Source organism: Pseudooceanicola nitratireducens (assembly GCF_900109195.1).
Taxonomy (GTDB): Bacteria; Pseudomonadota; Alphaproteobacteria; order Rhodobacterales; family Rhodobacteraceae; genus Pseudooceanicola; species Pseudooceanicola nitratireducens.
The window spans coordinates 254983-277447 of the sequence record NZ_FNZG01000003.1 but is presented as its reverse complement, the minus strand read 5'-3'; the positions used below and the strand labels follow the sequence as shown (position 1 = coordinate 277447).

The window sequence follows — 22465 nt, the reverse complement described above, 5'->3', positions numbered from 1 at the left end:
CGGGCGCGAACCAAGGGGGCGAAAGTGGCGGTTTTGGCCGAAATTCGCGCCGATCCCGCGCCCTGCGGGGCGATGCCGCTTTGACAGGACGCTTTGACTTGAGGCAGAGGATGGGGCAGGCTTTGGCCTCGGTCCGGCAAGAGGAGGCGGGATCGACCGTTTCGTTGGAGGGGGGACGGGATGGAGAGAACGGTTCTCGTTATCGAGGATGAACCGAACATTATCGAAGCGATCAGCTTTATCCTGTCTCGCGATGGCTGGCGGGTGGTGACGCATTCCAATGGGGTGGATGCGGTGGATGCGGTGGCCTCGCGCCGGCCGGATCTGGTGATTCTCGACGTGATGCTGCCGGGGCGGTCGGGGTTCGACATCCTGCGCGACCTGCGGGCCGAGGAAGGCACGGCCGCGTTGCCGGTGCTGATGCTGACCGCGCGCGGCCAGACCCAGGACCGTGAGCTGGCGCAAAGCCTCGGGGCCAGCCGCTTCATGGCGAAACCTTTTTCGAACGCCGAAGTTCTGGAAGCCGCGAACGCCCTTGTCGCGTCATGAGCGCGCCATTTGCCATGCATGATGTGAAGGGCCGCGGACGATGAGCGACCGTCGCATCCCCCTGTTCCTGGGCCGGGTCAGCTATCGCCAGCGGCGGCTGGCGGATGCGGCGCGGCTGTTGCCGATCTTCGGGGCGGTGCTGATGGGGGTGCCGCTGCTCTGGCCGCAGGGCGGGGCAGAGGGCACGCCAAGCACCTCGGTCGCGATGATCTATGTCTTTGGCTGCTGGGCGGTGCTGTCGCTGGCGGCGGCGGCCCTGGCGGCGGTGCTGACGCCCGACGCCGACAAGGATCTGAGCGATGCGCTGAGCGCTGAGGCCGGCGACACCTTGGCCGATCGCGGTGCAGAGGCCGCGCGCCGGCCGATGCCGGGGCCTGTGACGGATACGCCCAATGATACGTCCGCCGATACGTCCGCTGATCCGGGGGCATCCAAGACGGCCAATCCCACGCCCCGGACGCCGGAGGGCCTCTGATGCCCTCACTCAACCTTCTGATCGGCGTCTGCCTGGCCTATGTGGCGCTGTTGTTCCTGGTGGCCTTCGGGGCCGAACGCGCGGCCTTTCGCGGGCGCGGGGCCTGGCTGCGCTCGCCCTGGGTCTACACGCTGTCGCTGTCGATCTATTGCACCGCCTGGACCTTTTACGGCGCGGTCGGATACGCGGCGCGGTCGGGGATGGAATACCTGACGATCTACATCGGCCCGACGCTTGTCATGATCGGCTGGTTCTGGGCGGTGCGCAAACTGGTGCGGATCGGGCGGTCGCAGAACATCACCTCGATCGCGGACCTGATTTCATCCCGATACGGTAAGTCGAACCTTTTAGGTGTTCTGGTAACTCTGCTCGCCGTGATTGGCACCACGCCTTACATTGCCTTGCAGCTTCAGTCCGTAACCCTTTCTGTTGCAAGCTTTTCTTTGGCCGACGCGACGGTGCGTCCGCTGTCCGACCAGAATTCGACGGCCTTCTGGGTGGCGGCGGGCCTGGCCTTTTTCACCGTGCTTTTCGGCACCCGGAACCTGGACGCAAACGAACGCCACCACGGGGTCGTCATGGCCATCGCGGTCGAGGCAGTGGTCAAGCTGGTGGCGCTGATGGCCGTGGGGGTCTTCGTAGTCTGGGGCATCGGCGGCGGCGTTTCGGAAACGCTGGCGCGGATCGATGCCTCGCGCCTGGGGGATTGGCAGATCCAGCCCGACCGCTGGCTGGCCCTGACGGGTCTTTCGGCGGCGGCCTTCCTGTGCCTGCCGCGGATGTTCCAGGTTCTGGTCGTCGAGAACGAGGAAGAGGGCCATTTGCGCACCGCATCCTGGGCCTTTCCCGCCTATCTGCTGTTGATGAGCCTTTTCGTCGTGCCCATTGCCGTCACCGGGCTGGACCTGCTGCCCGAAGGCTCGAACCCCGATCTATTCGTGCTGTCCCTGCCGCTGGCCGAAGGGCAGAACGGGCTGGCGCTGTTGTCGTTCATCGGCGGCTTTTCCTCGGCCACCTCGATGGTGATCGTCGCCTCGATCGCGCTGTCGACCATGGTGTCGAACCATATCGTCATGCCGATCTGGCTGTCGCGCCAGGTCGGGGGCGCGATGGTGTCGGGCGACGTGCGCTATGTGGTCATCACCGCGCGGCGGCTGTCGATCATCGGGGTGCTGGCGCTTGGCTATCTGTATTACCGCGTCTCGGGGGGCAGTTCCGCGCTGGCGGCGATCGGGCTGATCTCGTTTTCCGGCGTGGCGCAGTTCCTGCCGGCTCTGATCGGCGGGCTGTTCTGGCGCGGGGCCAACCGCATCGGCGCGCTGGCGGGGCTGGTCGTGGGCGGAGGGCTTTGGCTGTGGTGCCTGTTCCTGCCCAGTTTCGGGCCGGACATGATCCTGCCGGGCGCGGTGATGGTCGACGGCCCCTTCGGCATCGGCTGGCTGCGGCCCTATGCCTTGTTCGGCATCCAGGGGCTGGATCCGCTGGTGCACGGGGTGCTGTGGTCGCTTCTGCTGAACACCGGCGTCTTTGTCGTGACCTGCCTGCTGACCTTCCCGTCCCCGATGGAGAGGCTGCAGGGCGCGCAGTTCGTCAATGTCTTCGACCATTCCGGTGCCACCCGCGGCTGGTCCGGGGCCATGGCGCAAAGCGAGGATCTGATGATCATGGCGCAGCGCATCCTGGGGGCCCGCGACGCGCAGGAATTGTTCCGCATCGCCGCCGAGGATCAGGGGCTTCAGGGCTATCTGCCTGAACCGACACCGGATTTCCTGCGCCGCCTGGAACGTGCCCTGTCGGGCTCCGTCGGCGCGGCGACGGCGCATGCGATGATCGGGCAGATCACCGGCGGGGCCAATGTCTCGGTCGAGGATCTTCTGGCCGTGGCGGATGAGACCGCGCAGATCATGGAACATTCCAGCCAGCTCGAGGCGCAATCGGCCGAGCTGGAGCGCACCGCCCGCCAGCTGCGCGCGGCCAACGAAAAGCTGACCGCGCTTTCGGTGCAGAAGGATGCCTTCCTGTCCCAGATCAGCCACGAATTGCGCACGCCCATGACCTCGATCCGGGCGTTTTCGGAAATCATGCGCGACACCGACACGCTGGAGCCGCAGGAAAAGGTCAAATACGCCGGGATCATCCATGGCGAAGCGGTGCGCCTGACGCGGCTTCTGGATGACCTGCTGGATCTTTCGGTGCTTGAAAACGGGCAGGTGCGGATGAATGTCTCTTCCGGGCCGCTGCGGGCCGTGCTGGATCACGCGATATCCGCCACCGGGGCGGATCGCGGTGCCATGCGGCTGACCCTGCGCGGCGCGCTGGATGCGGATCTGCGCACGGATCGCGACCGCCTGGCGCAGGTCTTCATCAACCTGATCGCCAACGCGCAGAAATACTGCGATGCCAAGGAGCAGGAGCTGCGCATCTCGGCCCGCGACATGGACGGCATCCTGATCGTCGATTTCATCGACAACGGCAGCGGCGTCGCCGCCGAGGAGCAGGATCTGATCTTTGAAAAGTTCAGCCGCGTCGGCCATCAGCAGGCCGGGGGCGCGGGGCTTGGGCTGGCCATCTGTCGCGAGATCATGGTGCGTCTGGGCGGGTCGATCACCTATCTGCCGGGGCAGGGCGGGGCGGCCTTCCGGGTGACGCTTCCCGCCAGCGATGCCATGGCCGCCCAATAGGCAATGCCCGGGGTTTAGGCCCCCAGCTGGGCCGCGCCGTTTTTCCCGCCCCTGGTCAACGCGTTGGTAACCAACCAACCCTATGGTCGGGCCCAGGTGCGGGTAACCCAGTTTCGGAGCAGATGGAGAGCAGCAGTCCAAACGCAGTTCTGCGGCGCAAGGCAAGCGCCGCGAAAGAGGTCTGGCAGGCGCGCGCCATGTCACCCTCCAAGGCGTTGCGGCTGTCGCTGGCCCGCACGGCCGAAGACCTGTGGGATCTGGCCCTGGCCGCCAGCGGCATTGCGCAAAGCGAAGACCCGCTGGAAACGGTGATCGCGGCGCTGCCCGATGATGGGCTGATCACCCTTCTGGATGGCCCCGAAGGCGCGATCGGTGCCGCGTTTTTCCAGTTCCCCGTGGTGTCCGGCCTGGTCGAGGTTCAGACCATCGGCAAGGTCAGCAAGCTGTCGCCGGATCCCCGCCGGGTGACGCGCACCGATGCCGCCATGGTCGCGCCGCTGATCGACGGCACGCTGGAACGGTTCGACGCACTGATGGCGGAAACCGGCGGGGCCCCCTGGGCGCAGGGGTTCCGCTTTGGCTCGATGATGGAGTCCGCGCGTCTTCTGTCGCTGGCGTTGCGCGCCACGGATTTCCACGTCTTCCGCATCACGCTTGACCTTGCCGCGCAGCGCGAGGGCGAGGCGATGTTGATCTTCCCGGTGGTCGAGGATCCTTTGGCCGGCCACGCGGGGCAGGGCACCCCCGCCGGACATGCGCTTGAAGCCTCGGTTCTGCAGGCCCCGGCCGAGCTTCGGGCGGTTCTTCATCGTCTGACCCTGCCGCTGTCGGCGGTCAGCGCGCTGAAACCCGGGGACACGGTACCCATCCCCCGCGACGCCCTGGATCAGACGGTGCTTGAGGTCGGGGAAACATCGGTCAAGGTGCGCATGCGGCTGGGGCAGATGAACGGCATGCGGGCGGTACGCCTGGCCATGCCCGGCCTGGCCGGTGCGGCGGCGGCTGGCTTGCCCGCGCCGGGCGCTGCTCCGGGGGACATGTCCTGGCCTGATCCATCCAGTAATGCCGCGGATCCAATGACCCCGCCCGAGGATGCGCCGATGTCCGAACCGCTTGCCCCGCTGCCGTCGCTGGACGAAGATCCGGATTTCGCGCCGCCCCAGGTCGATCCCGATGATCTTCTGGGCGATCTGCCCGATCTGGGCGGCCTTCCGGGGCTTGGCGGCGACGACGCGGATGATCCCATGTCTGGCGAACTTCCCGACCTTGGGGACCTCGGCTCCATGCCCATGGCCACCCTGCCGGATCTGGACTGACGCCCCCTCGGCCCGCGAGGAGCGGAAGGAGCCTTCGGCTCCGACCGACGAGCGATCCGCCTTGACGCGTTCGGGGGAACAGCGAAGCACTCAACAAGGCCAGCCACCAAAACACCCACGTGACCCAAACGAAAAAGGGCAGCCCCAAGGGCCGCCCTGTCAAATTACCGCAGAAATAGACCTCAGCCCTGTTCCAGGCGCGGGCGCAGGCCCGAAAGGTCGTAGCCTGCCTTGGCGGCCGTGGTCAGGATCTCATCCGCGCTCATCCCCTCGCTGGCGCGGCCCAGGGACCAGGCGACGGTGCTGCGGGTGCCCGAGGCGCAATAGGCCAGGACCGGCCCCTCGGCTTCCGTCATCGCGGCGGTCTGCGCGTCGATATTGTCCGGCGTCATCGTCTGATGCGTCAGCGGGATGTTGACAAAATCCAGGCCGGCGGCTGCGGCGGCGGCGGACATCGCCTCGGCCTGCCATTCGGCGGGGTTCTCAGAATCCGGCCGGTTGCAGATGACCCGGGTGAAGCCCGCCGCCTTGATGGCGGGCATGTCCTCGGGGGTGATCTGCGGCGAGACCGAATAGCGGGGGGTGACCTGACGGAGTTCCATGGCTCAGGATTATTCCGCCGGGACGGCTCTGTCCAGCCGTGCTTTCACCATGGGCGCAAAGCCCATTCCCGCCAGCATCGCCGCCAGGAAGACAAGCCCCGGCACACCGCCGAAGGACAGCGAGGCGACCGAGGGTCCGGGGCACAGCCCGGCCAGGCCCCAGCCCATGCCGAACAGCACCGATCCGACGATCAGGCGGCGGTCCAGTTCCGGCATCGGGGCGGGCGGGAAGCTGCCGCCCGAAACCGGGCGTTTTGCCACGCGGGTCAGCTGCCAGGCGATGGCCATGGGGATGATCGCGCCGCCCATGACAAAGGCCAGTGTCGGGTCCCATTGGCCGAAGACGTCCAGCCAGCCCTGCACCTTGTTGGTGTCGGTCATGCCCGAGATGTAAAGCCCGCTGCCAAAGAGCGCGCCGGACAGAAGTGCGATGAGAAGGCGCATCAGATCACCCCCAGAAGGTGGCGGAAGAAGACCATCGTCAGGCCCCCCGCGAGGATATAGAAAACCGTGGCGATGATGCCGCGGAAGGACAGGCGGGAAATCCCGCAGACCCCGTGGCCAGAGGTGCAGCCATTGGCGATCCGCGTGCCGACACCGACCAGCAGCCCGGCGGCGATCAGCACCGCGATATTGTCGGTGGCATTGGTTTCAGGCGTGCCGACAAAGCCCATCAGGGCCATCGGCGCGGCAAAGACCCCGGCGAGAAAGATCAGCCGATCCCATTTGTCCGAGTGGCCCGACCCGTCGACGAGCCCGCCGATGATGCCGCTGGCCCCCATGATCCTGCCGTTGCCCAGCAGAAAGACGGCCCCTGCGAGGCCGATCAGAAGGCCTCCGATCAGGCCCATAATCCATTCCGGTTGCATGTTGCGTTTCCTTGCGTGTCCGAGAGTGTTCCTGGATGTCCGAAGACGTGTTGTGGTCCCGTGGTGGCCCGGATCCCCGTCTGGCCCTGTTCGCAAAAGGCCTGTGCATGTGGGATCCGGCCCGCGCCCCGGCAAGGGCGTCGGGCCTAGGTTTGGGGTATGCCTTGGGCCATGGCTTGGCCCGCTACCTCGGCCCGGTCACAGCTTGTTGACCGGCACCTTGAGGAAGACATCGCCCTTTTCGTCCGCCGGCGGCATCTGCCCGCCGCGCATGTTCACCTGAAGCGAGGGGATGATCAGCTTGGGCATGGCCAGCGTCGCGTCCCGTTCATCGCGCATCTTCACGAAATCCTCGGCCGACTTGCCTTCACCGACGTGGATGTTCAGCGCCTTCTGTTCGGCCACAGTGGTTTCCCAGGCGTATTCGTCGCGACCGGGGGCCTTGTAGTCATGTCCGACGAAGATCCGGGTCTCGTCCGGCAGGGCAAGGATCTTCTGGATCGAGTTGAACAGGGTTTCCGAAGATCCGCCCGGGAAATCGCAGCGCGCCGTGCCGAAATCGGGCATGAACAGCGTATCGCCCACAAAAGCGGCATCGCCGATCACATAGGTCAGGCAGGCCGGCGTATGGCCGGGCGTGTGCAGCACGTCGCCGCGCATCTGGCCGATGTGAAAGCTGTCGCCCTCGTTGAACAGGGCGTCGAACTGGGACCCGTCGCGCTGAAACTCGGTGCCTTCGTTGAAGACCTTGCCAAAGGTGTCCTGGACGATCTTGATGTTGTCGCCGATGCCGATCTTGCCGCCGGTGCGTTCCTGGATATAGGGCGCGGCGGACAGGTGGTCGGCATGCACATGGCTTTCCAGAAGCCACTGAACATCATATCCTTTTTCCTGAACGAAGGCGATGATCGCATCGGCAGACCGGGTGTCGGTGCGGCCCGATGCATAGTCGAAGTCCAGCACGGAATCGACGATCGCGCAGGCCGACCCGGCGGGGTCGCGCACGACATAGGAAATCGTGTTGGTGGCTTCGTCGAAGAAGGCAGTAACCTCGGGGGTCATGGCGGTATCCTTTCTGTGTTGGTGACACATATATCAATTCCTGAATGTATTGCAAGCCCCCTCGTGAAGGACCTTTGCCAGCGACACGTGCTGGCACCGGGCGGGCGACTTTTGGCCGGAGGTTAGGGGAAATGCCCGGGGGTATCATTCCTTTATTGGTCGGAAACCCGATCTCGCCTATGCTGAGCCCAAGCCGGCCCAGAGGGAGGAACGGGGCGGTGAATTTCCAGTATTCGACCGGGGCTGCCGTGGGGTGTGGCGTCGGTCCAGGGGCGGGCATGATGCCCGGACCCCCTTGTTGCCTATCGGGAGGAGACCGAAGCATGACGTCAGACGAACTCGACCGCGCCACGCATGACCTGATCGAGGATATCGCCGGAAAGGCACCGGGCACCCGCCACAGGGATCTGACCCGGCTGCACGAGGTCATGGGCCAATACAGCCGCGCGGGCCGCGCCACGCCCAGATCGCTGCGCAACCTGCTTGAAGTTCTGACAACAGAAGAGGTCGAAGCCCGCTTCGACAACATGCCCGTCTGAATACCTGTCTGATCGGGTGTCTTAAGGCCAAAGGACAAAGGAGCACCCGTATCTGAAAGGGGGCTTCTGGCCCCTGATCGAAAAGATCGGGACGGGTGTGCAGGAAAATACCGCCGGGGTGCGCGCAATGCGGGCCCCGGTTTCTTTATGTCCGGATGTCCTGTGCTTACGGATAGGATATTCCACAAACAGCATATTTTTACGTTCCTTCCGATAGTTGACGTGGTATACAGCTTGAAACCCGGCGGTTCAGATCGGGTAAATGCTGAAGATTGAGGTCGTCCCCCGTGACGTATGAGTTGGTTTCGACCAGCATGATGACGCTTGCCGTGCTGCGGATGTCTTCTCCGCCGCTCAACGCCGTTGCGTCCGGTCTGCGCCGGCAAATGGCGGCGGATCTTGCGCGGATCGACGAGGATTCGACCGTCGATGCGGTGTTGCTGATGGGCGCGCCCGGGGTTTTTGCGACCTCTCTTCCCGTGGCTGAACTTGAAGCCCCAGTATCCGAGATCTCGGTGCCCGGTGCGCCCAGCCTTGCGGCGCTGTGTTCGCAGATCGAAAGCCTGTCAAAGCCGGTGATTGCTTGCCTGGACGGCCATGTGGCGGGCGCGGGGATGGACTTGGCGCTGGCAGCCCATGCGCGGGTGGCGCTGCCCAATGCGCGGCTGGGGTTCCCGGATCTGCACGTCGGCTTGTGCCCCTCGGGCGGGGCGACGCAGCGTCTGCCGCGACTGATCGGGGCGGACCGGGCGCTTGGGTTCCTGCTGGGGGCGACGCCCTATCCCGCGCATGCGCCGATCTGCGCCGGTCTGATCGACCGGCTGGCCCGCGACCGCAGCCTTCAGGCCGAAGGCATCGCCATGGCCGAGGCGCTGCATGACGGCGGGCTCTGGGTGCGGACGCGCGACCGGCTGGACGGCTTCGACGCCCCGCGTGACTATGCCGCCGCCATCGCCACCTGGCGCAAGCGCAGCGGCGAAGGGCGCCCCGATCTGCAACGCATCATCGACCTGGTCGAGGCCGCGCCGCTTCTGGAATTCCAGGCCGGGCTGGCCAAGGAAGAGGCCGCGCACGAAGATCTGCGCGACACCGCGCGGTCGCGCGGCTTGCGCCGGGCCCGGCATTCCGAACAGCGCTGCACCGCGCTGACCGAAGGCCTGTCGGGCGGATGCTCTGGCGCGGACCCGCGTGGCCTGTCCATCGCGATCACGCCGGCCACCGTTGCGGGCGGACGGATCGCGGGGGCGGCGGCGCTGGCGGTCATATCTTCGCGCCTCTTCGACACGAACGAGGCGCGGGCGCTGCAAATCCTGGGCGATACGCGGTTTCATCTGACCCGCCACGCCGAGGCACGTGGCACGTCGGGCGATCCCGCGGGCCGTGTCACCGCCCTGCGCGATCCGCGCTGGCTGGCCGAGGCGCAGGTGGTCTTTGTTACCTTCGCCGCCGAAGGCACCGCTGATCCGGCCGAGGCCTGGGCGCAGCGGCTGGCGGACCTGGCCCCGCATCTGGGCCCCGAGACCGTCGTTCTGTGCGTCGATGCCGGGCGCGACTGTGCCGCGCTGGCCCCGTCCCGGATCGCCGCCCGCGTGATCGGGGTGACCTTGCCGGACATGGATTTCACCGCCCGCCTGGCGGAACTGGCCGTGGGGCCGCAGACCGATCCCCAGGCCATAGCCACCGCCAGCGCGCTGTTGCAGCGGATGGGGCGGGTCGTGGTGCCGGGGCCGCAGGGGGCGTCGCTGACGATGCGGCTGTTCGACAATCTCATGGCGACGACCGACCGGCTGGTGCAGGCCGGGGTCGCGCCGGTGGCCTTTGCCCAGGCCGCGCAGGTGCGGGGTCATGCGCGTGGCCCGTTGGAGTTGCTGGCGCAGGTGGCGCAGGTCGATCCTCGGGGCTACCTGGCGCGGGCCTCTGCGGCGGGGCGCGGGGGCAGCTTTACCTCGGTCCTGCTGCGCGACGGCATCGCGGTGCCGCGCGGGGGGCGGTCGTCGCCCCTTGCGGATCAGCTGGCGGCGCGGCTGGCGGGCGGGCGCAGCTGGTCACCGCTGCCCGAGGTGCTGGCAAGCGCCTTCACCCTGGCCATCGTGAACGAGGGCTGCCGCCTGATCGCCGATGGCCGCGCGGAAAAGGCCGAACAGATCGACGTGGTGATGCTGCAGGGCTGGGGCTATGCGCGCCACACCGGCGGGCCGATGTCCAAGGCCGACCAGATGGGGGCCGTGCGCCTGGTCCAGCTGTCCGAGCACCTGGTGCGGATGGATCCCGCCCTTTGGACGCCGCATCCGATCCTGGCGGACATGGCGAGGGTGCCGGGCGCAAGGTTCATTGATCCCGCAGGGCAGGGCAGGCCGCAGCATCAGCTGGCGGAAAGCGACGTGGCCTGATTGCGGACTTGCTGACAGCGATAAGCCCGAAGCCAATATGCCGGAAGGCCGCGCAGCAGCGCGGCCGGGCAGGCGTCAGCCGAAGAAGATGCCCAGGATAACCAGCATCAGCCCGATGACCGACAGGAACAGCGCGCCCATGTTCAGCGGCACGACCTTGGCCACCTCGGCGCGCAGGGTGTCTTCGTCCAGGCCCGCGCGTTTCGCGCGCAGCACCCGCAGGATGCAATAGCCCAGTCCCAGAAGGCCCAGAACCGAAATCGCCGCACCGACCCAAATCAGGATTTCCATGATGACCCCCTCAGGCTTCCTTGCATCACTTGCTTGCGTTACCGGGCACCGCCTAAGCCATCGCCGGCCGCTTGCCAAGCCCCGGCCGGGGCGCTAGTCAGAGGGCCTTGTGGCAGCCAATCCAGAGCAGGAGTCAGGGTAGATGATGGACAATCCCGATGTGGTCGACAGCACGGCCGAGGCCAACTACCGCGTGACCGCGGGCGAATTGCGCCAGTTCATCGAACGGGTCGAGCGGCTGGAAGTCGAAAAGAAGGACCTGGCCGAGCAGATCAAGGAAGTCATGGCCGAAGCCAAGGGGCGCGGGTATGACACCAAGGTCATGCGCAAGGTGATTTCCCTGCGCAAGCGCGACAAGGACGACATCGCCGAAGAAGAGGCGGTGCTTGAGATGTACAAAGAAGCGCTTGGCATGGACTGAGGCTTTCTGCGGGGCCACGCGCCCGGCAGAGTTTGGAACGCCTTCGAAGGGGACTTCGGGGGCGTTTTTCTTTGTGGGTTTGGTCGGGCGGTGAGCGGAGCGGTTCCTAGGCCGGTCGGCCCTTGTCAGACTTGGCGGACAAGGGGGCAGGGAGCGAGCGCAGGCGGTGGCCTGTCCGGGCACAGATGTGCGGGCATCGGGGCCGTCAGGGCGTCGGATTGGCCCTGCGTGGCCAGTGGTTCGACCGGTCACCCAAAGGGCAGTCAGATCAAATTGGTGCCTAGGGGCGCGGGGACGAAGGCGACTGGCGTGCGGTCTAGGATGGTCGCGACGGGGACGCCGACGTGCCCGAAGGCCCCCATACCCTCAGGCCCGCAGCACCCGCACGCCCTCGATCCCCTCGATGGCGTCCAGGTCTTCCTCGTAGGCGTCGGTGAGGTATTCAAAGACCTCTTCGGGCCAGGCGGGCAGGGGGATGTCGTCCTCCAGCGCGTCGTCGATGGCGTATTTGGTCAGGAAGACCATCATCGCCTTGCGCTTCTGGGCCTCGGTCATGGTCGGATTGGCGGCGAAATAGGCGCGGAAGCGCTGCATGCCTTCGCGCGACATGATCTCGCTTAGCAGATCGAAGGCCCCCTTGATCTTGTGCCCCTCGGGCAGGCCGGCCATGGCGCGGATGATCTCTCCGTAGATCAGCGGGCTGTCTTCGTTGCACCACAGCGTCAGGGGCATGTCGGGGGCGATGGCGCGGATGCGGGTCACCAGATCGGACCAGCGCAGGGTGCCGGGATCGGTGCCGTTCAGCACCCGATCCAGCGACATGCCGGTCGAGGCGGCGTGCACGGCGGGAATGAAGCTGCCGGGATCGCGGATCGCCAGGAACAGGTGGATTTCGGCCTGGGGAAACAGCTGACGCAGATCGGCCAGCCGCTGTTCGGCCAGCGGATAAAACTGGCCGTCGCCGATGGACATATGCGGGACGCCGAAGAAATTCTCGTTCGACAGGATCATCTGTTCAGCGTGGTCGTCTTCTAGGATCGCGTCGATCAGGATATCGCCGGCATCCTCGGCCGGAGGGCCTTGGTCCAGGGCATGGATCGCTTCGCGCAGAAGGGCGTGGTAATTCCCCGGCGGCGGGACGGAAACGCCACGGTCCAGGAAATCCTTGCGGTTGCGGGCCAGGGTCTTGGCCAGCTTGCCCTCGTCCGTGCAATGCGCCCCGAGGTGCAGCATGATCTTCATCCGAACCTGTCCTTCGCCTGTTCCCTGCCGTGCCGGTTCCGGGGGCCGGTCCTGGCTGCCCCGAGGACGTAGAACGCCCCGATACGCGCTGATCCGGCGGGGACCCAGTCCCTGATCCGACCCCGGACCCAGCCCCGAACCTGGCGCGTATTGTCCCGAGTATATGGCTTCGGCTGGACAGTAAAACATGTTTCAGGCAACAGGTTGGCCATGACATCACCGACGGATACCCCGCGGCCCCAAGCCGCCGCGCATGATCGCCCGCGCCGGGTGCTGCCTTCGCTCTGGTCGGCGGGGGCGCTTGGCATTGCGGCCATCGTGCTGGCCCCGATCCTGGCCGTGGTCTGGATCGCCTTCGGGCCGATGCTTCTGGGCGAGGCACAGGGGGATGCGGTGGCGCGGCTCTGGGCCTCGACCATGCCGCGGTATCTGCGGACCTCGATCGTGCTGATGCTGGGGGTCGGATTGCTGACGGCCATGGTGGGCACGGGCGCGGCCTGGCTGGTGGCGCGCTACCGCTTTCCGGGGGCGCGGGTGATCGAATGGGCGCTGCTGATGCCCCTGGCGGTGCCGGCCTATGTGGGGGCCTATGCGCTGGTGGATCTGTTGGAATACGCGGGCCCGGTGCAGGGCTTCCTGCGGGACATGATGGGCTGGAAGACGGCGCGCGACTATTGGTTTCCCGAAATCCGGTCGCTTGGGTCCGCGATCCTCGTGCTGTCGGCGGCGCTTTATCCTTACGTCTACCTGCTGACCCGCGCGGCGCTGCGCGAACAATCGGGCGGCGGGGAAGAGGTCGCCATGTCCTTGGGCGTTGGCCCCTTCGGGCGCTTCCGCCGCGTTGCCCTGCCGCTGGCGCGGCCCGCCATCGCCGCAGGGGTGGCCATCGTCATGATGGAGACGGTGAACGATTTCGGCACGGTGGATTATTTCGCCGTGCAGACCCTGACGACTGGCATCTTCACCACCTGGCTCGAGGCGAACTCGGCCTCGGGTGCGGCGCAGATCGCGTTGGTCATCCTGGCGCTGGTCGGGATGCTGCTGCTGATCGAGAAAGCCTCTCGCCGCCGGTCCCGGTTTTACCTTTTGTCCTCTCGCCACCGTCCGGTGGAAAAGCTGCGGCTGACGGGGCTGGCAGGCTGGATCGCAACGGCGCTGTGCCTGGTGCCGATTCTGATGGGCTTCGTGCTGCCGGCAGGGGTGATCCTGGGCCATGCTCTGGATAACGCGCAGGTCTGGGCCGATCCGGGCCTGGCGCTGGCGCTGTGGCACACCGTTGCCGTGGGCGGGATCGCGGCGCTGGTCACCGTGGCGGCGGCGGTCTTCCTGGTCTATGGCGTGCGCCTGTCGGGCTGGTCGCTGCCGCGCCGGTTGATGCCGGTGACGACCATCGGCTATGCGGCGCCGGGCGCGGTGCTGGGCGTCGGCATCCTGATCCCCTTGGCTCGGCTGGACCACTGGCTGGCCGACGCGGTCGAGGCGCTGACCCCCTTCGACATCGGCCTGGTGCTGACCGGATCGGCCTTTGCGCTGGTGCTGGCCTATACGGTGCGCTTCTTTGCCATCGCCCAGGGCGCGGCGGACGGGGCCTTTGGCCGGGTCTCTCCGTCCTTGCCGATGGCGGCGCGGTCCCTGGGGCGGTCGCCCCGTCAGGTCCTGCGCGACGTCTACGCGCCGCTGGTGCGCGGGTCGCTTCTGTCGGCACTGCTGCTGGTCTTTGTCGACTGCGTGAAAGAGCTTCCGGCGACGCTTCTGCTGCGGCCCTTCAACTATGACACGCTGGCGACTCGGGTGCATGAACAGGCCTCGCTTGAGCAGCTTGAACTGGCCTCTCCCGGTGCGGTGCTGATCATGGGCGTGGGCCTTGTAGCGGTGCTGCTTCTGGCGCGGGCGAACCGCTAGGCTTTGGCTGGCTCTGTGTCGCGTACTGGTCTGTCGAATGTGGCGTATAAAACCGCTTGATCGGCCAGAACCAAGCCATTAGACACGCGCCACGATGCCCCTATAGCTCAGCTGGTAGAGCAACTGATTTGTAATCAGTGGGTCCGCGGTTCGAGTCCGTGTGGGGGCACCATTTCACCTTCAGAAACACCTTTACTGCTTGATTTTCAGGTGCTTTCCTGTCTCCTGCGACACACATCGCGACACACTTTGGGGACACAAGCATGGCTCTCAGGACCAAGATCAAGCACATCGACAAACGCGCCAACGGCGTTCTGAGGTTCCGCCGAAGGTTCCCCAAGGATGTAGCTGAGGCTCTCGGGGAGGGTTGGCCCGTTGAACCAACTCCCTGATCTTCGAAGTAGGTTTGCAGCCAGAGTAATGCTGAACCGAAGTAGTCTATTCCCATTTGATCGTTAGGTCTGACTAGGCGGGCCGTCCCGCGCTCAGACCAATTAATCCCCGCACTAAAGATAATCGAGAAAAGCCTACTACTGCCGTCGATTAACCCACACCATAGGATTATGACGCGGCTGCGCTAAGGTTAGCCCAATCAGCTTCCACCCTAGCTGTAATGGCAAGCGTCCTGGCAATTGGCTCTCAACCAAGACCCTATGAATTCCTCCGTGTCGTCGGAACTGACGGACCAGATCTTCATTCGGTGCGCCAGGGCGGAGGGGGCGATCAATTCTTGAGAAAACCGAACCTCCTTGCAGACCAAATGTCACTTGCTCCTAACATCACTTGAGGTTGGGCAAGGGTGCACTTCAAGTGAATATCTTCTCGGTGGCGAAGCCATCGGAATTGGGTCTTCCAGCGATAGCGCCATGCGAAGGTGAACGACTTGAGACCCTCTAAGGTGCAATCAGATCATCTGCGTCATCCAGTCCTTTTCCTTCGCGGGAATAGTTGAAGGTGAGACGGCTTTGCCGCCATCACGAAGTTCTTTCCAATAAGTTCAGCCAGTTAATTCCCTTCCTGAATACCCTTTCCGGTTGCCCGTGATGGTTGCCCTTTGGGGTGTCTCTTTCACAAATTACAGGTTTACGGCAGTGCAACCTGGGGCCGTGATTTGTTGTTGTTTTTCATGGCTTTATGTTCGCAGTCATTTTCGATTGAGACAGTTGTGCTGTCCGCCCGTTTCTTCTGCATCCCGCAAAACCGACCCTCCTGGCCCTATCAATTGCCTCTTCGCGAGGCCCCAACACAGAAACCAATCACATGCTCTATCCCAATCGCTCAACTCATACGGTAATCATTGACCGCGCATGCGGCACCGGCAAGACCACCGAAATGTTGGCTTCTTTACAGCCAGACAGGAAGTATCTGCTGGTCACGCCGTCGCTCACGGAGATCGACCGCTTCATTAAGGATGCGCCAGATTACGTCGAAATCGCGGCTCCGAAAGAGGGCCAAGGGCCGAAGCTCATACAACTCGAGAAGCTACTCGAACAAGGCCATTCAGTGGCCATCACGCACAAGCTATTCTTCATGACGCTTCGTCTGGCTCACCTTATGACTGACTATGAGATCATTGTGGACGAGGCACCTAACCCTGTCACCTGCATTACCACCATCGACGCTGATGCCTTCAATGAGGCTGTCGTTGGTGGTGGTTATGCTACCATCTGTCCCGAGACGCGTCAGGTTCACCCAACGATGAAATGGATCAAATGGCAGCGTGAAATGTTCGACAATGATGGCGAGCCGATTTACTCAAGCAAACTCCATCCTGATATCTACAAGCCTGCCATTCAAGGTCAGCTGCACGTAGGTGAAAGCGGTATCTTCGCTGTAGCCACACCAAACCAAGTGTTGCTCGCTGGTCGCTCCCTAACCGTTATGACCTTTCTCAGTGAGGGCACGTACATCCGGGCTTACCTTGACATGCTCGCTCAGTCCCACCCAAAGGCAGCCTTCACCGTGATCGAAGAGACGCCTATTGATTGGCGTATGCAGGCGAGAGAGCTGGTTGCCGTCGAAGAGCTAGCTCTGCCGAAGCACGTCAGCTTATCGTTTTCAAGGCAGACACGTCGCTCGACGGATACCACCTGCAAGTCTATCGGAAGCGCACTAAAAAACCTCCTGTATCGGCGGTGGAAGGGTGTCGAGCGGACCAACATCATCCTCACATGTGCTCGTGACAAGTGGTTCGAAGACCGCAAAGGCCGCTATGCAGGGCAGTGGGCCAAGTATTCCCGAATGTTTGGCAGGGACTATGGCAAAGACGGTGTGCAGTGGCTCCCAAACAAAACGCGCGGAACCAACGACTACAAATATGCCAGCCATGCTATCTACCTGTATTCGATGTCACCCAACCCCATGGTGCAGAACTTCCTTGGGGTCTCAGGTCAGGGCTTCGCCGACAGGTATGCTTTGGCCGAGATGGTGCAGTGGATATGGAGAACCCGTGTCCGAGATGGTCTGCCCGTTGTCGTTGCTATCCCAGATAAACGAATGCGTACGATCTTTGAGGGGTGGCTGAACAACACAGACGAAATCATCGATTTAGTCGAGGCAGCCTGATTGCGCAGTGCGGGTAGAAACTGAGGGAAGCCCTTGCGCGCAAAGTAAACGAAACCTCAGGCCCCCGCTCGTTGAGCCACAGGCACAGAGGCGAATAACAGTATGCCTAAGATGGCATCTGATGCTCGCAATCAGCTCCGCATCGTGAAACGCAAAGGAGCAAATTCACGACACACAAAACGTGACCTTCACGACACACATTTTGACGTCCTGCACGAAGTGATATAGGTTAACTAGTTGTTTATTCTGATGTTTTTCACAGTGGGGTTTCCGTTCGGGGGCGTGTGGGGGCACCATCACCTTCTCTTCCTGATAGCCTTTTTCAAATGACGGCCTGTGCTTTGGCCTTCGGTTCGACAACGTCGGATCGGTTCCCGCGGTTGCCGCGGATCGGAGCGCTTGGTCGCGCGTACCCGGATCCTGGACAGGCTGCCGGAAGATGCCCCGATCAAGCGTTCCCGGTCGCTACAGGGGCAGTAACCGGCGGGCGAGTGGCGGAATGTGTCGAATGGCGAATGCGGCCAGCTTGCGAACGACAAAGAAAACGGCAAGTGCCCCAAGCAGAACAAGGATGAAGGCAATCCAATTGACCTCGAAATTCGAGGGCGAGCGCAACATTCTGAAGAATGAGAAGGTCGCACCCGTCAACGTGCCCAGAATAGCTCCGGATACGCCGGCAATCAGGATTGCTCCAAGTGCTCCGATGCCGACTGCTGTGCCCATCGCCGCAACACCAATGCCGCCGATGGTCCAGCCAAGTATCCCGCCACCGAACAATCCCCCGACAAAGCCCACGACCGGGGCCAGAATTCTGCCAAATATACCCTTTTCGGTGATGAAAAGGTTGGAAAGTGCCGTGAAAACAAAAAGTGCGACCAGAAAGGCAATCGATCCTGGAAGGTGGCGGGCGGCGAATGCCATCAGTTTCTCGATCATCGTCTTCATGACAGGATTGACTTTCCTTAATAAAATTTCTGCCAATAACATTGGCGACGGTTCGAAGGCTGCACAATCATTGTGAAATCCGAAACCTGCTCCTGTTTTAAAAAAGACACGAAAATGCACCGCATGTGATGACCGGAAGGGCCCTGGATGGTGCTTGTTGTTTTCTGGAACTGTTGCGCCGGCAATGCCTTGGGGTGACAGGGGGTGGTCATATGCTGAATTCCAGTAGCCGGCCTTTGCGTCCGCACCAATTCCGCAGGCTGGACAATGGTTCCGCAGTGGTGAAATCTGCGGGTAAGGGCCGCGCAGGGAGGCGGGGCCATGTGAGGCAAGGCCAGGGAGGACGCCGGAATGATCGACTGCAAGGGAATGGTGCTGAGGGACGCGGGGCTGCCGGCCCCCTATGCCGACAGCCAGCCGCTGAAGCTGGAGACCGTGACCCTGCTGGATCCCAAACCCTCGGACCTGGTGGTCAAGGTCATCGGCGCGGGGCTGTGCCATTCGGACCTGTCCTTCATGGATGGCAACCGGATCGGGACGCTGCCGATGCTGATGGGCCACGAGGGCGCGGGCGAGGTGGTCGAGGTCGGGGCAGGCGTCGATGACGTCAAGGTCGGCGACAAGGTGGTGTTCCAGTTCGCGCCCTCCTGCGGGCGGTGCGAGATGTGCCAGTCCGGGCGGCCTCAGATCTGCCTGGCGGCGGTCAAGGCACGGGGCGAGGGCGGGCTGCTGTCTGGCGGATCGCGCATCCGCGACGCCAATGGCGAGAAGATCGCGCATTTCACCGGCATCTCGTGCTTTGCGGAATATGCGGTGGTGAACCGTGGCTCGGTCGTGGTGATCGACGATCCGATCCCGCTGGTGGATGCGGCGGTCTTTGGCTGCGCGGTGATGACCGGTACCGGCGCGGTGCTGAACACGGCGCGGATCCAGGCCGGGGAAAGCGTGGCGGTCTTCGGGCTGGGCGGTGTCGGGTTGTGCGGCGTCATGGGGGCCAAGGCCAGCGGGGCCGAGATCATCATCGGTGTCGACCTGGAAGAGGCCAAGCGTGAGAAGGCGATCGAACTGGGCGCGACCCATACCTTTGACGCCCGCGACCCGGAACTGGCCAGCAAGGTCGCTGATCTGACCCGGGGTGGCGTCGACGTGGCGGTGGAACTGGCCGGTGCCATCAAGGCGATGGAGGGGGCCTATTCCGTGCTGCGCCGGGGCGGGCGGCTGGTCACCGCCGGGCTGACGCCCTCGGGTGCGAAATTTGGCTTTGATCACGGCGATCTGGTGGCCAACGAAAAGGCGGTGATCGGGTCCTACATGGGATCCTCGGTGCCGGTGCGCGACATCCCGCGGTTCCTGCGGATGTATCACGCAGGTGCCCTGCCGGTGGACAAGCTGATCGACGGCTACCTGGGCTTCGAAGAGGTCAACGCGGGCTTTGACCGGCTGGCCCAGGGCAAGGCGCTGCGGCAGCTGCTGGCCCCGCATGGGGTGAACCGGGCATGAGCGCAAAACTGTTCGAGCCGCTGACGATCCGCGGTGTCACCCTTCCCAACCGGGTCGTGATCCCGCCCATGTGCATGTATTGCGCCGAAGATGGCCATGCCACAGCTTTTCACCGTACCCATTACGGCAAGTTCGCCTTTGGCGGGGCCGGGCTGGTCTTTGTCGAGGCGACGGGCGTCACCCGGGCCGGGCGGATCACCAACGGCTGCCTTGGGATCTATGACGAAGACCATATCGACAGCCTGGCCCCGATCGCGCAGCAGATCGGCGAGATGGGGGCGAAGTCCTGTCTTCAGCTGGCCCATGCGGGGCGCAAGGCCTCGACCCAGAGGGCCTGGCAGGGCAATGGTCCGCTGACCCAGGAAAACATCGATGCGGGCGACGAACGCTGGACGGTCATCGCGCCTTCGGCCGTGCCGTTTTCCGAGGGATGGGAAATGCCCCGGGCGATGACCCGCGCCGACATGGACGAGGTGATCGAGGCCTTCGTGATCGGGGCGGAACGCGCGCTGGCCGCCGGGTTCGACATGGTCGAGATCCACATGGCGCACGGGTATCTGCTGCAAAGCTTCCTGACGCCCTTGGCGAACCAGCGTACGGACGAATACGGCGGATCGCTGGAAAACCGCATCCGTTTTCCGCTTGAGGTCGCGCTGGCGGTGCGGGCGGCGCTGCCCGAGGACGTGCCGCTGTTTGCGCGCATCTCGGCCACCGACTGGATCGAAGGCGGATGGGAACCGGAAGACAGCGTCGTTCTGGCGCGGCTTCTGAAGCGGGCCGGGGTGGATGTGGTCGATTGCTCCTCGGGGGGGAACATGTTGCACGGGGCGACCAATGCCAGCCTGCAGCGCGGGCCGGCCTACCAGGCGCATTTCGCCAAGATGCTGCGCGAAGAGGTCGAGGTGATGACCCAGGCGGTCGGGTTGATCCGCACGCCCGAACTGGCCGAGCAGCTGTTGCAGGACGGAACGGCCGATCTGATTGCCATCGGGCGGCAGGCGCTGTTCGATCCCTTCTGGGCGCATCACGCGGCGGAACGGCTGGGGGTCACCAACTGGGACGCCTGGCCGCCGCAATACGGCTGGTGGCTGTCCAAGTGGAAACGCGGGCTGGCTTCGATGGACGAGGCCCCGCTGGACTGATCTGAATGGATCGCGGAACGGATGTTCCGAAAGGCGCGACTGACCCGCCAAGGGGTTAGTCGCGCTTTACAATTCCGTTCACGAAGAGGTCGACGAAATGGGCGGCGACCGCATTGGCGGGCAGGGCCTCTTCTTCGCTGTGCCAGCGCAGAATCCAGTTCACGGCCCCCAGGAAAAAGCTGGCGGTGACCCGGGGGTCGACGTCACGGACCGATCCTTCCGTTATCGCATCCTGCACCAGGTCGCGGATGTAGGTTTCCAGCTGGGTGCGGCGGGCGAACATCTCTTTCTGCTGGCATTCGGGCAGCGACTTGATGTTGGCCGTGGTGGTATAGGCCCCGCGTTCTTCCATCAGCGTGTCGATGAAACGCCGGTACATCAGGCACAGCTTGTCATAGGCGCTGCCGTCCAGTGCCTGGGCTTCCTGCTGGGCGGTCTGGCCACAGTCGTAGGTCAGCACAAGGCATTCATAAAGCAGCTGTTCCTTGTTCTTGAAGTAGTAATACAGCGCGGTCTTGGTCACGCCGATCTCGTCCGCGATCTCGTCGAGAGAGGTGGCGTGATAGCCCTTTTCGTTGAAGATCCGGGCGGCCACGCGCACGGCGGCGCGGCGCTTCAATTCCCTGATCTCCTCGCGTGACGCCACCGCGCCGTTCCAGTTGGCCATATGTACCACCTTGCAAATTCCGCTGTGCGGGAATGGCACGGCGGGGATCATAATTCAACTGTTCCGTCGCATAGCCGTCCGACGGGACACATTTGTGTCAGCATAGCGCATCTTATTGACGCTGGAGTAAAAAACTGTTCTGCTGAGTTTGTTGCGCTGGAAAACCGCTTGTTTCAAGGGATTTTCCGAAACGCGAGGGGGAGGGATCGGACTGGCTTCAGGCGGTCGCTGCCCTGATTCTTTGGTCAAGGGAGGAACACATGACCACGAAATCCATCAATCGTCGCGCCATGCTGCGCGGTGCCGGCCTGGCTGCTGTTGCGGCTCCTGCTCTGGTTGGCAAAGGTATCGCCGCGGGCAAGGTGACCTGGCGGGTGCAGTCGCACTGGCCCAAGGCCTCCAGCTCGTTCTCGGGCAGCCTCCAGGTGCTGGCCGACCAACTGGCCGAGCGCACCGAAGGCGCGTTCAAGCTGGAAACCTTCGGCGCCGGCGAATTCGCCAAGGGCCCCGACATCTATCCGCTGGTCCGCAAGGGCGTTGTGCCCATGGGCTCGATCGCGGCCTCCTACATCCAGGACCATGCCACCACGGCGAACTTCGTCTACGGCATCCCCGGCACCTTCCGCGAAAGCTGGGAAATGCAGCACGCGGTGAAGAACCTTGGCCTTGAAGACCTGATCAACGAAGAGCTGGCCGAAGACGGCATGATGCTGATGTCGGAAAAGGTCCTGCCGGTCGAGATGGTCGTTTCGAAGAAGATCGAAAGCGCCGAAGACTTCAAAGGTCTGAAGATCCGTTCGTCGGGCGCGATGCTGGAGTATCTGAACGCCGCCGGTGCGGCCCCGCAGTACATCCCCGGTTCGGAACTTTACCAGTCGCTCAGCTCGGGCGTGGTTGACGGCGCGCACTGGGGTGCGGCCGTGGGCGCCAAGTCGATGTCCCTGTGGGAGGTCTGCAAGTACCACTACAAGCCGGCGCTTGGCTTCACCACCGACAGCTGGATCGTCAACCTCGATCAGCTGAACGACCTGGACGACGACCTCAAGTCGGCCCTGCTGGACCTGATGGAAATCCGGTTCTACCAGCGTTCGACCGAATACCAGGCTGCCGAAGTGCAGGCCATCGCGGCCGGCATCGAGGAAAACAGCATCGAAGTCACCCAGCTGCCCCAGGACGTGCTGGACATCCTTGCCGAAGCCTCGACCCGCATCATGGGCACCGAGGCCGAGAAGGGCGAGAAGGCCGCCAAGGCCCGTGACATCTACATGGGCCTCATGGGCGACCTCGGTTACGTCTGATCGGGTCCG

Annotated in this window: 20 protein-coding genes and 1 tRNA gene; 13 read left to right on the top strand and 8 right to left on the bottom strand. The window is 63.8% G+C overall.

Annotated features, from left to right (window positions below; translation table 11 throughout):
- Positions 1–180: 180 nt before the first annotated feature.
- From BMX99_RS11975 to BMX99_RS11960, 4 genes are all read left to right on the top strand, one after another.
- On the top strand, positions 181–549 hold the full coding sequence (locus BMX99_RS11975; protein WP_093451984.1) for a response regulator transcription factor: 369 nt from the start codon (positions 181–183) through the stop codon (positions 547–549).
- A 40-nt stretch (positions 550–589) separates the two neighbouring features.
- Positions 590–1024 carry a hypothetical protein gene (locus BMX99_RS20050; protein WP_322788140.1) on the top strand — a complete coding sequence of 145 codons (435 nt, stop codon included), beginning with the start codon at positions 590–592 and terminating at the stop codon, positions 1022–1024.
- Complete coding sequence (locus BMX99_RS11965; RefSeq protein ID WP_093451982.1) at positions 1024–3705, top strand: ATP-binding protein; 2682 nt, start codon at positions 1024–1026, stop codon at positions 3703–3705. The genes BMX99_RS20050 and BMX99_RS11965 overlap by 1 nt, the downstream gene beginning before the upstream one ends.
- Positions 3706–3827: 122 nt before the next feature.
- Complete coding sequence (locus BMX99_RS11960) at positions 3828–5021, top strand: FliM/FliN family flagellar motor switch protein (RefSeq protein ID WP_093451979.1); 1194 nt, start codon at positions 3828–3830, stop codon at positions 5019–5021.
- Between the two features lie 182 nt (positions 5022–5203).
- On the opposite strand, the gene BMX99_RS11955 is transcribed toward BMX99_RS11960, so the two are convergent.
- The 4 genes from BMX99_RS11955 to BMX99_RS11940 form a co-directional block, all read right to left on the bottom strand.
- On the bottom strand, positions 5204–5623 hold the full coding sequence (locus BMX99_RS11955; RefSeq protein ID WP_093451977.1) for a protein tyrosine phosphatase family protein: 420 nt from the start codon (positions 5621–5623) through the stop codon (positions 5204–5206).
- A 9-nt stretch (positions 5624–5632) separates the two neighbouring features.
- Positions 5633–6067, bottom strand: coding sequence for a DUF6691 family protein (locus BMX99_RS11950; RefSeq protein ID WP_093451974.1), 435 nt, complete (start codon positions 6065–6067; stop codon positions 5633–5635).
- Entirely contained in the window at positions 6067–6492 is a 426-nt protein-coding gene (locus BMX99_RS11945; protein WP_093451972.1) for a YeeE/YedE family protein, read from the bottom strand. The genes BMX99_RS11950 and BMX99_RS11945 overlap by 1 nt, the downstream gene beginning before the upstream one ends.
- A gap of 198 nt (positions 6493–6690) precedes the next feature.
- The gene (locus tag BMX99_RS11940; RefSeq protein WP_093451969.1) at positions 6691–7554 is read right to left on the bottom strand and encodes an MBL fold metallo-hydrolase; all 864 of its coding nucleotides are present in this window, start codon (positions 7552–7554) and stop codon (positions 6691–6693) included.
- Positions 7555–7877: 323 nt separating this feature from the next.
- Between BMX99_RS11940 and BMX99_RS11935 the strand changes: the two genes are divergently transcribed.
- Entirely contained in the window at positions 7878–8093 is a 216-nt protein-coding gene (locus BMX99_RS11935; RefSeq protein WP_093451967.1) for a hypothetical protein, read from the top strand.
- Positions 8094–8380: 287 nt separating this feature from the next.
- Positions 8381–10483, top strand: a complete 2103-nt coding sequence (locus tag BMX99_RS11930) for an enoyl-CoA hydratase-related protein (RefSeq protein WP_139199512.1) — start codon at positions 8381–8383, stop codon at positions 10481–10483.
- 75 nt (positions 10484–10558) lie between these two features.
- On the opposite strand, the gene BMX99_RS11925 is transcribed toward BMX99_RS11930, so the two are convergent.
- On the bottom strand, positions 10559–10774 hold the full coding sequence (locus tag BMX99_RS11925) for a hypothetical protein (protein WP_170848739.1): 216 nt from the start codon (positions 10772–10774) through the stop codon (positions 10559–10561).
- A gap of 142 nt (positions 10775–10916) precedes the next feature.
- Between BMX99_RS11925 and BMX99_RS11920 the strand changes: the two genes are divergently transcribed.
- Positions 10917–11195, top strand: a complete 279-nt coding sequence (locus BMX99_RS11920) for a DUF2312 domain-containing protein (RefSeq protein WP_093451961.1) — start codon at positions 10917–10919, stop codon at positions 11193–11195.
- 366 nt (positions 11196–11561) lie between these two features.
- Here BMX99_RS11920 and BMX99_RS11915 read toward each other — a convergent pair whose 3' ends face one another.
- Positions 11562–12437, bottom strand: a complete 876-nt coding sequence (locus tag BMX99_RS11915) for a hypothetical protein (RefSeq protein ID WP_093451959.1) — start codon at positions 12435–12437, stop codon at positions 11562–11564.
- Between the two features lie 210 nt (positions 12438–12647).
- Between BMX99_RS11915 and BMX99_RS11910 the strand changes: the two genes are divergently transcribed.
- The 3 genes from BMX99_RS11910 (at position 12648) to BMX99_RS11900 (ending at position 16904) form a co-directional block, all read left to right on the top strand.
- A complete protein-coding gene (locus BMX99_RS11910; RefSeq protein WP_093451957.1) occupies positions 12648–14339 on the top strand; it encodes an ABC transporter permease in 1692 nt (563 codons plus the stop codon).
- 96 nt (positions 14340–14435) lie between these two features.
- Positions 14436–14511 (top strand) — tRNA-Thr (locus BMX99_RS11905).
- Between the two features lie 1088 nt (positions 14512–15599).
- Positions 15600–16904, top strand: coding sequence for a DEAD/DEAH box helicase family protein (locus BMX99_RS11900; RefSeq protein WP_139199510.1), 1305 nt, complete (start codon positions 15600–15602; stop codon positions 16902–16904).
- Positions 16905–17369: 465 nt separating this feature from the next.
- On the opposite strand, the gene BMX99_RS11895 is transcribed toward BMX99_RS11900, so the two are convergent.
- Entirely contained in the window at positions 17370–17849 is a 480-nt protein-coding gene (locus BMX99_RS11895) for a hypothetical protein (protein ID WP_093451952.1), read from the bottom strand.
- A 351-nt stretch (positions 17850–18200) separates the two neighbouring features.
- On the opposite strand from BMX99_RS11895, the gene BMX99_RS11890 reads away from it, so the two are divergent.
- The gene (locus BMX99_RS11890; RefSeq protein ID WP_093451949.1) at positions 18201–19349 is read left to right on the top strand and encodes a zinc-binding dehydrogenase; all 1149 of its coding nucleotides are present in this window, start codon (positions 18201–18203) and stop codon (positions 19347–19349) included.
- The gene (locus tag BMX99_RS11885) at positions 19346–20491 is read left to right on the top strand and encodes an NADH:flavin oxidoreductase/NADH oxidase (protein WP_093451946.1); all 1146 of its coding nucleotides are present in this window, start codon (positions 19346–19348) and stop codon (positions 20489–20491) included. Before BMX99_RS11890 ends, BMX99_RS11885 begins: the two co-directional genes overlap by 4 nt.
- Before the next feature lie 55 nt (positions 20492–20546).
- Here the strand turns inward: BMX99_RS11885 and BMX99_RS11880 are convergent, their stop codons facing one another.
- On the bottom strand, positions 20547–21158 hold the full coding sequence (locus BMX99_RS11880) for a TetR/AcrR family transcriptional regulator (protein WP_170848740.1): 612 nt from the start codon (positions 21156–21158) through the stop codon (positions 20547–20549).
- A gap of 260 nt (positions 21159–21418) precedes the next feature.
- Between BMX99_RS11880 and dctP the strand changes: the two genes are divergently transcribed.
- Positions 21419–22456: a TRAP transporter substrate-binding protein DctP gene (dctP, locus tag BMX99_RS11875; protein ID WP_093451940.1), complete on the top strand. Its 1038-nt coding sequence runs from the start codon at positions 21419–21421 to the stop codon at positions 22454–22456.
- Positions 22457–22465: the final 9 nt, after the last annotated feature.

Excerpts from the sequence above, each read along its gene's own strand:
- BMX99_RS11915 (WP_093451959.1), bottom strand. The coding sequence starts at position 12,437 with ATGAAGATCATGCTGCACCTCGGGGCGCATTGCACGGACGAGGGCAAG.
- BMX99_RS11940 (WP_093451969.1), bottom strand. The coding sequence starts at position 7,554 with ATGACCCCCGAGGTTACTGCCTTCTTCGACGAAGCCACCAACACGATT.
- BMX99_RS11950 (WP_093451974.1), bottom strand. The coding sequence starts at position 6,067 with ATGCGCCTTCTCATCGCACTTCTGTCCGGCGCGCTCTTTGGCAGCGGG.
- BMX99_RS11900 (WP_139199510.1), top strand. The coding sequence starts at position 15,600 with ATGCTCTATCCCAATCGCTCAACTCATACGGTAATCATTGACCGCGCA.
- BMX99_RS20050 (WP_322788140.1), top strand. The coding sequence starts at position 590 with ATGAGCGACCGTCGCATCCCCCTGTTCCTGGGCCGGGTCAGCTATCGC.
- BMX99_RS11910 (WP_093451957.1), top strand. The coding sequence starts at position 12,648 with ATGACATCACCGACGGATACCCCGCGGCCCCAAGCCGCCGCGCATGAT.
- dctP (WP_093451940.1), top strand. The coding sequence starts at position 21,419 with ATGACCACGAAATCCATCAATCGTCGCGCCATGCTGCGCGGTGCCGGC.
- BMX99_RS11880 (WP_170848740.1), bottom strand. The coding sequence starts at position 21,158 with ATGGCCAACTGGAACGGCGCGGTGGCGTCACGCGAGGAGATCAGGGAA.
- BMX99_RS11945 (WP_093451972.1), bottom strand. The coding sequence starts at position 6,492 with ATGCAACCGGAATGGATTATGGGCCTGATCGGAGGCCTTCTGATCGGC.
- BMX99_RS11960 (WP_093451979.1), top strand. The coding sequence starts at position 3,828 with ATGGAGAGCAGCAGTCCAAACGCAGTTCTGCGGCGCAAGGCAAGCGCC.
- BMX99_RS11890 (WP_093451949.1), top strand. The coding sequence starts at position 18,201 with ATGATCGACTGCAAGGGAATGGTGCTGAGGGACGCGGGGCTGCCGGCC.
- BMX99_RS11955 (WP_093451977.1), bottom strand. The coding sequence starts at position 5,623 with ATGGAACTCCGTCAGGTCACCCCCCGCTATTCGGTCTCGCCGCAGATC.
- BMX99_RS11935 (WP_093451967.1), top strand. The coding sequence starts at position 7,878 with ATGACGTCAGACGAACTCGACCGCGCCACGCATGACCTGATCGAGGAT.
- BMX99_RS11920 (WP_093451961.1), top strand. The coding sequence starts at position 10,917 with ATGATGGACAATCCCGATGTGGTCGACAGCACGGCCGAGGCCAACTAC.
- BMX99_RS11885 (WP_093451946.1), top strand. The coding sequence starts at position 19,346 with ATGAGCGCAAAACTGTTCGAGCCGCTGACGATCCGCGGTGTCACCCTT.
- BMX99_RS11965 (WP_093451982.1), top strand. The coding sequence starts at position 1,024 with ATGCCCTCACTCAACCTTCTGATCGGCGTCTGCCTGGCCTATGTGGCG.
- BMX99_RS11895 (WP_093451952.1), bottom strand. The coding sequence starts at position 17,849 with ATGAAGACGATGATCGAGAAACTGATGGCATTCGCCGCCCGCCACCTT.
- BMX99_RS11975 (WP_093451984.1), top strand. The coding sequence starts at position 181 with ATGGAGAGAACGGTTCTCGTTATCGAGGATGAACCGAACATTATCGAA.
- BMX99_RS11925 (WP_170848739.1), bottom strand. The coding sequence starts at position 10,774 with ATGGAAATCCTGATTTGGGTCGGTGCGGCGATTTCGGTTCTGGGCCTT.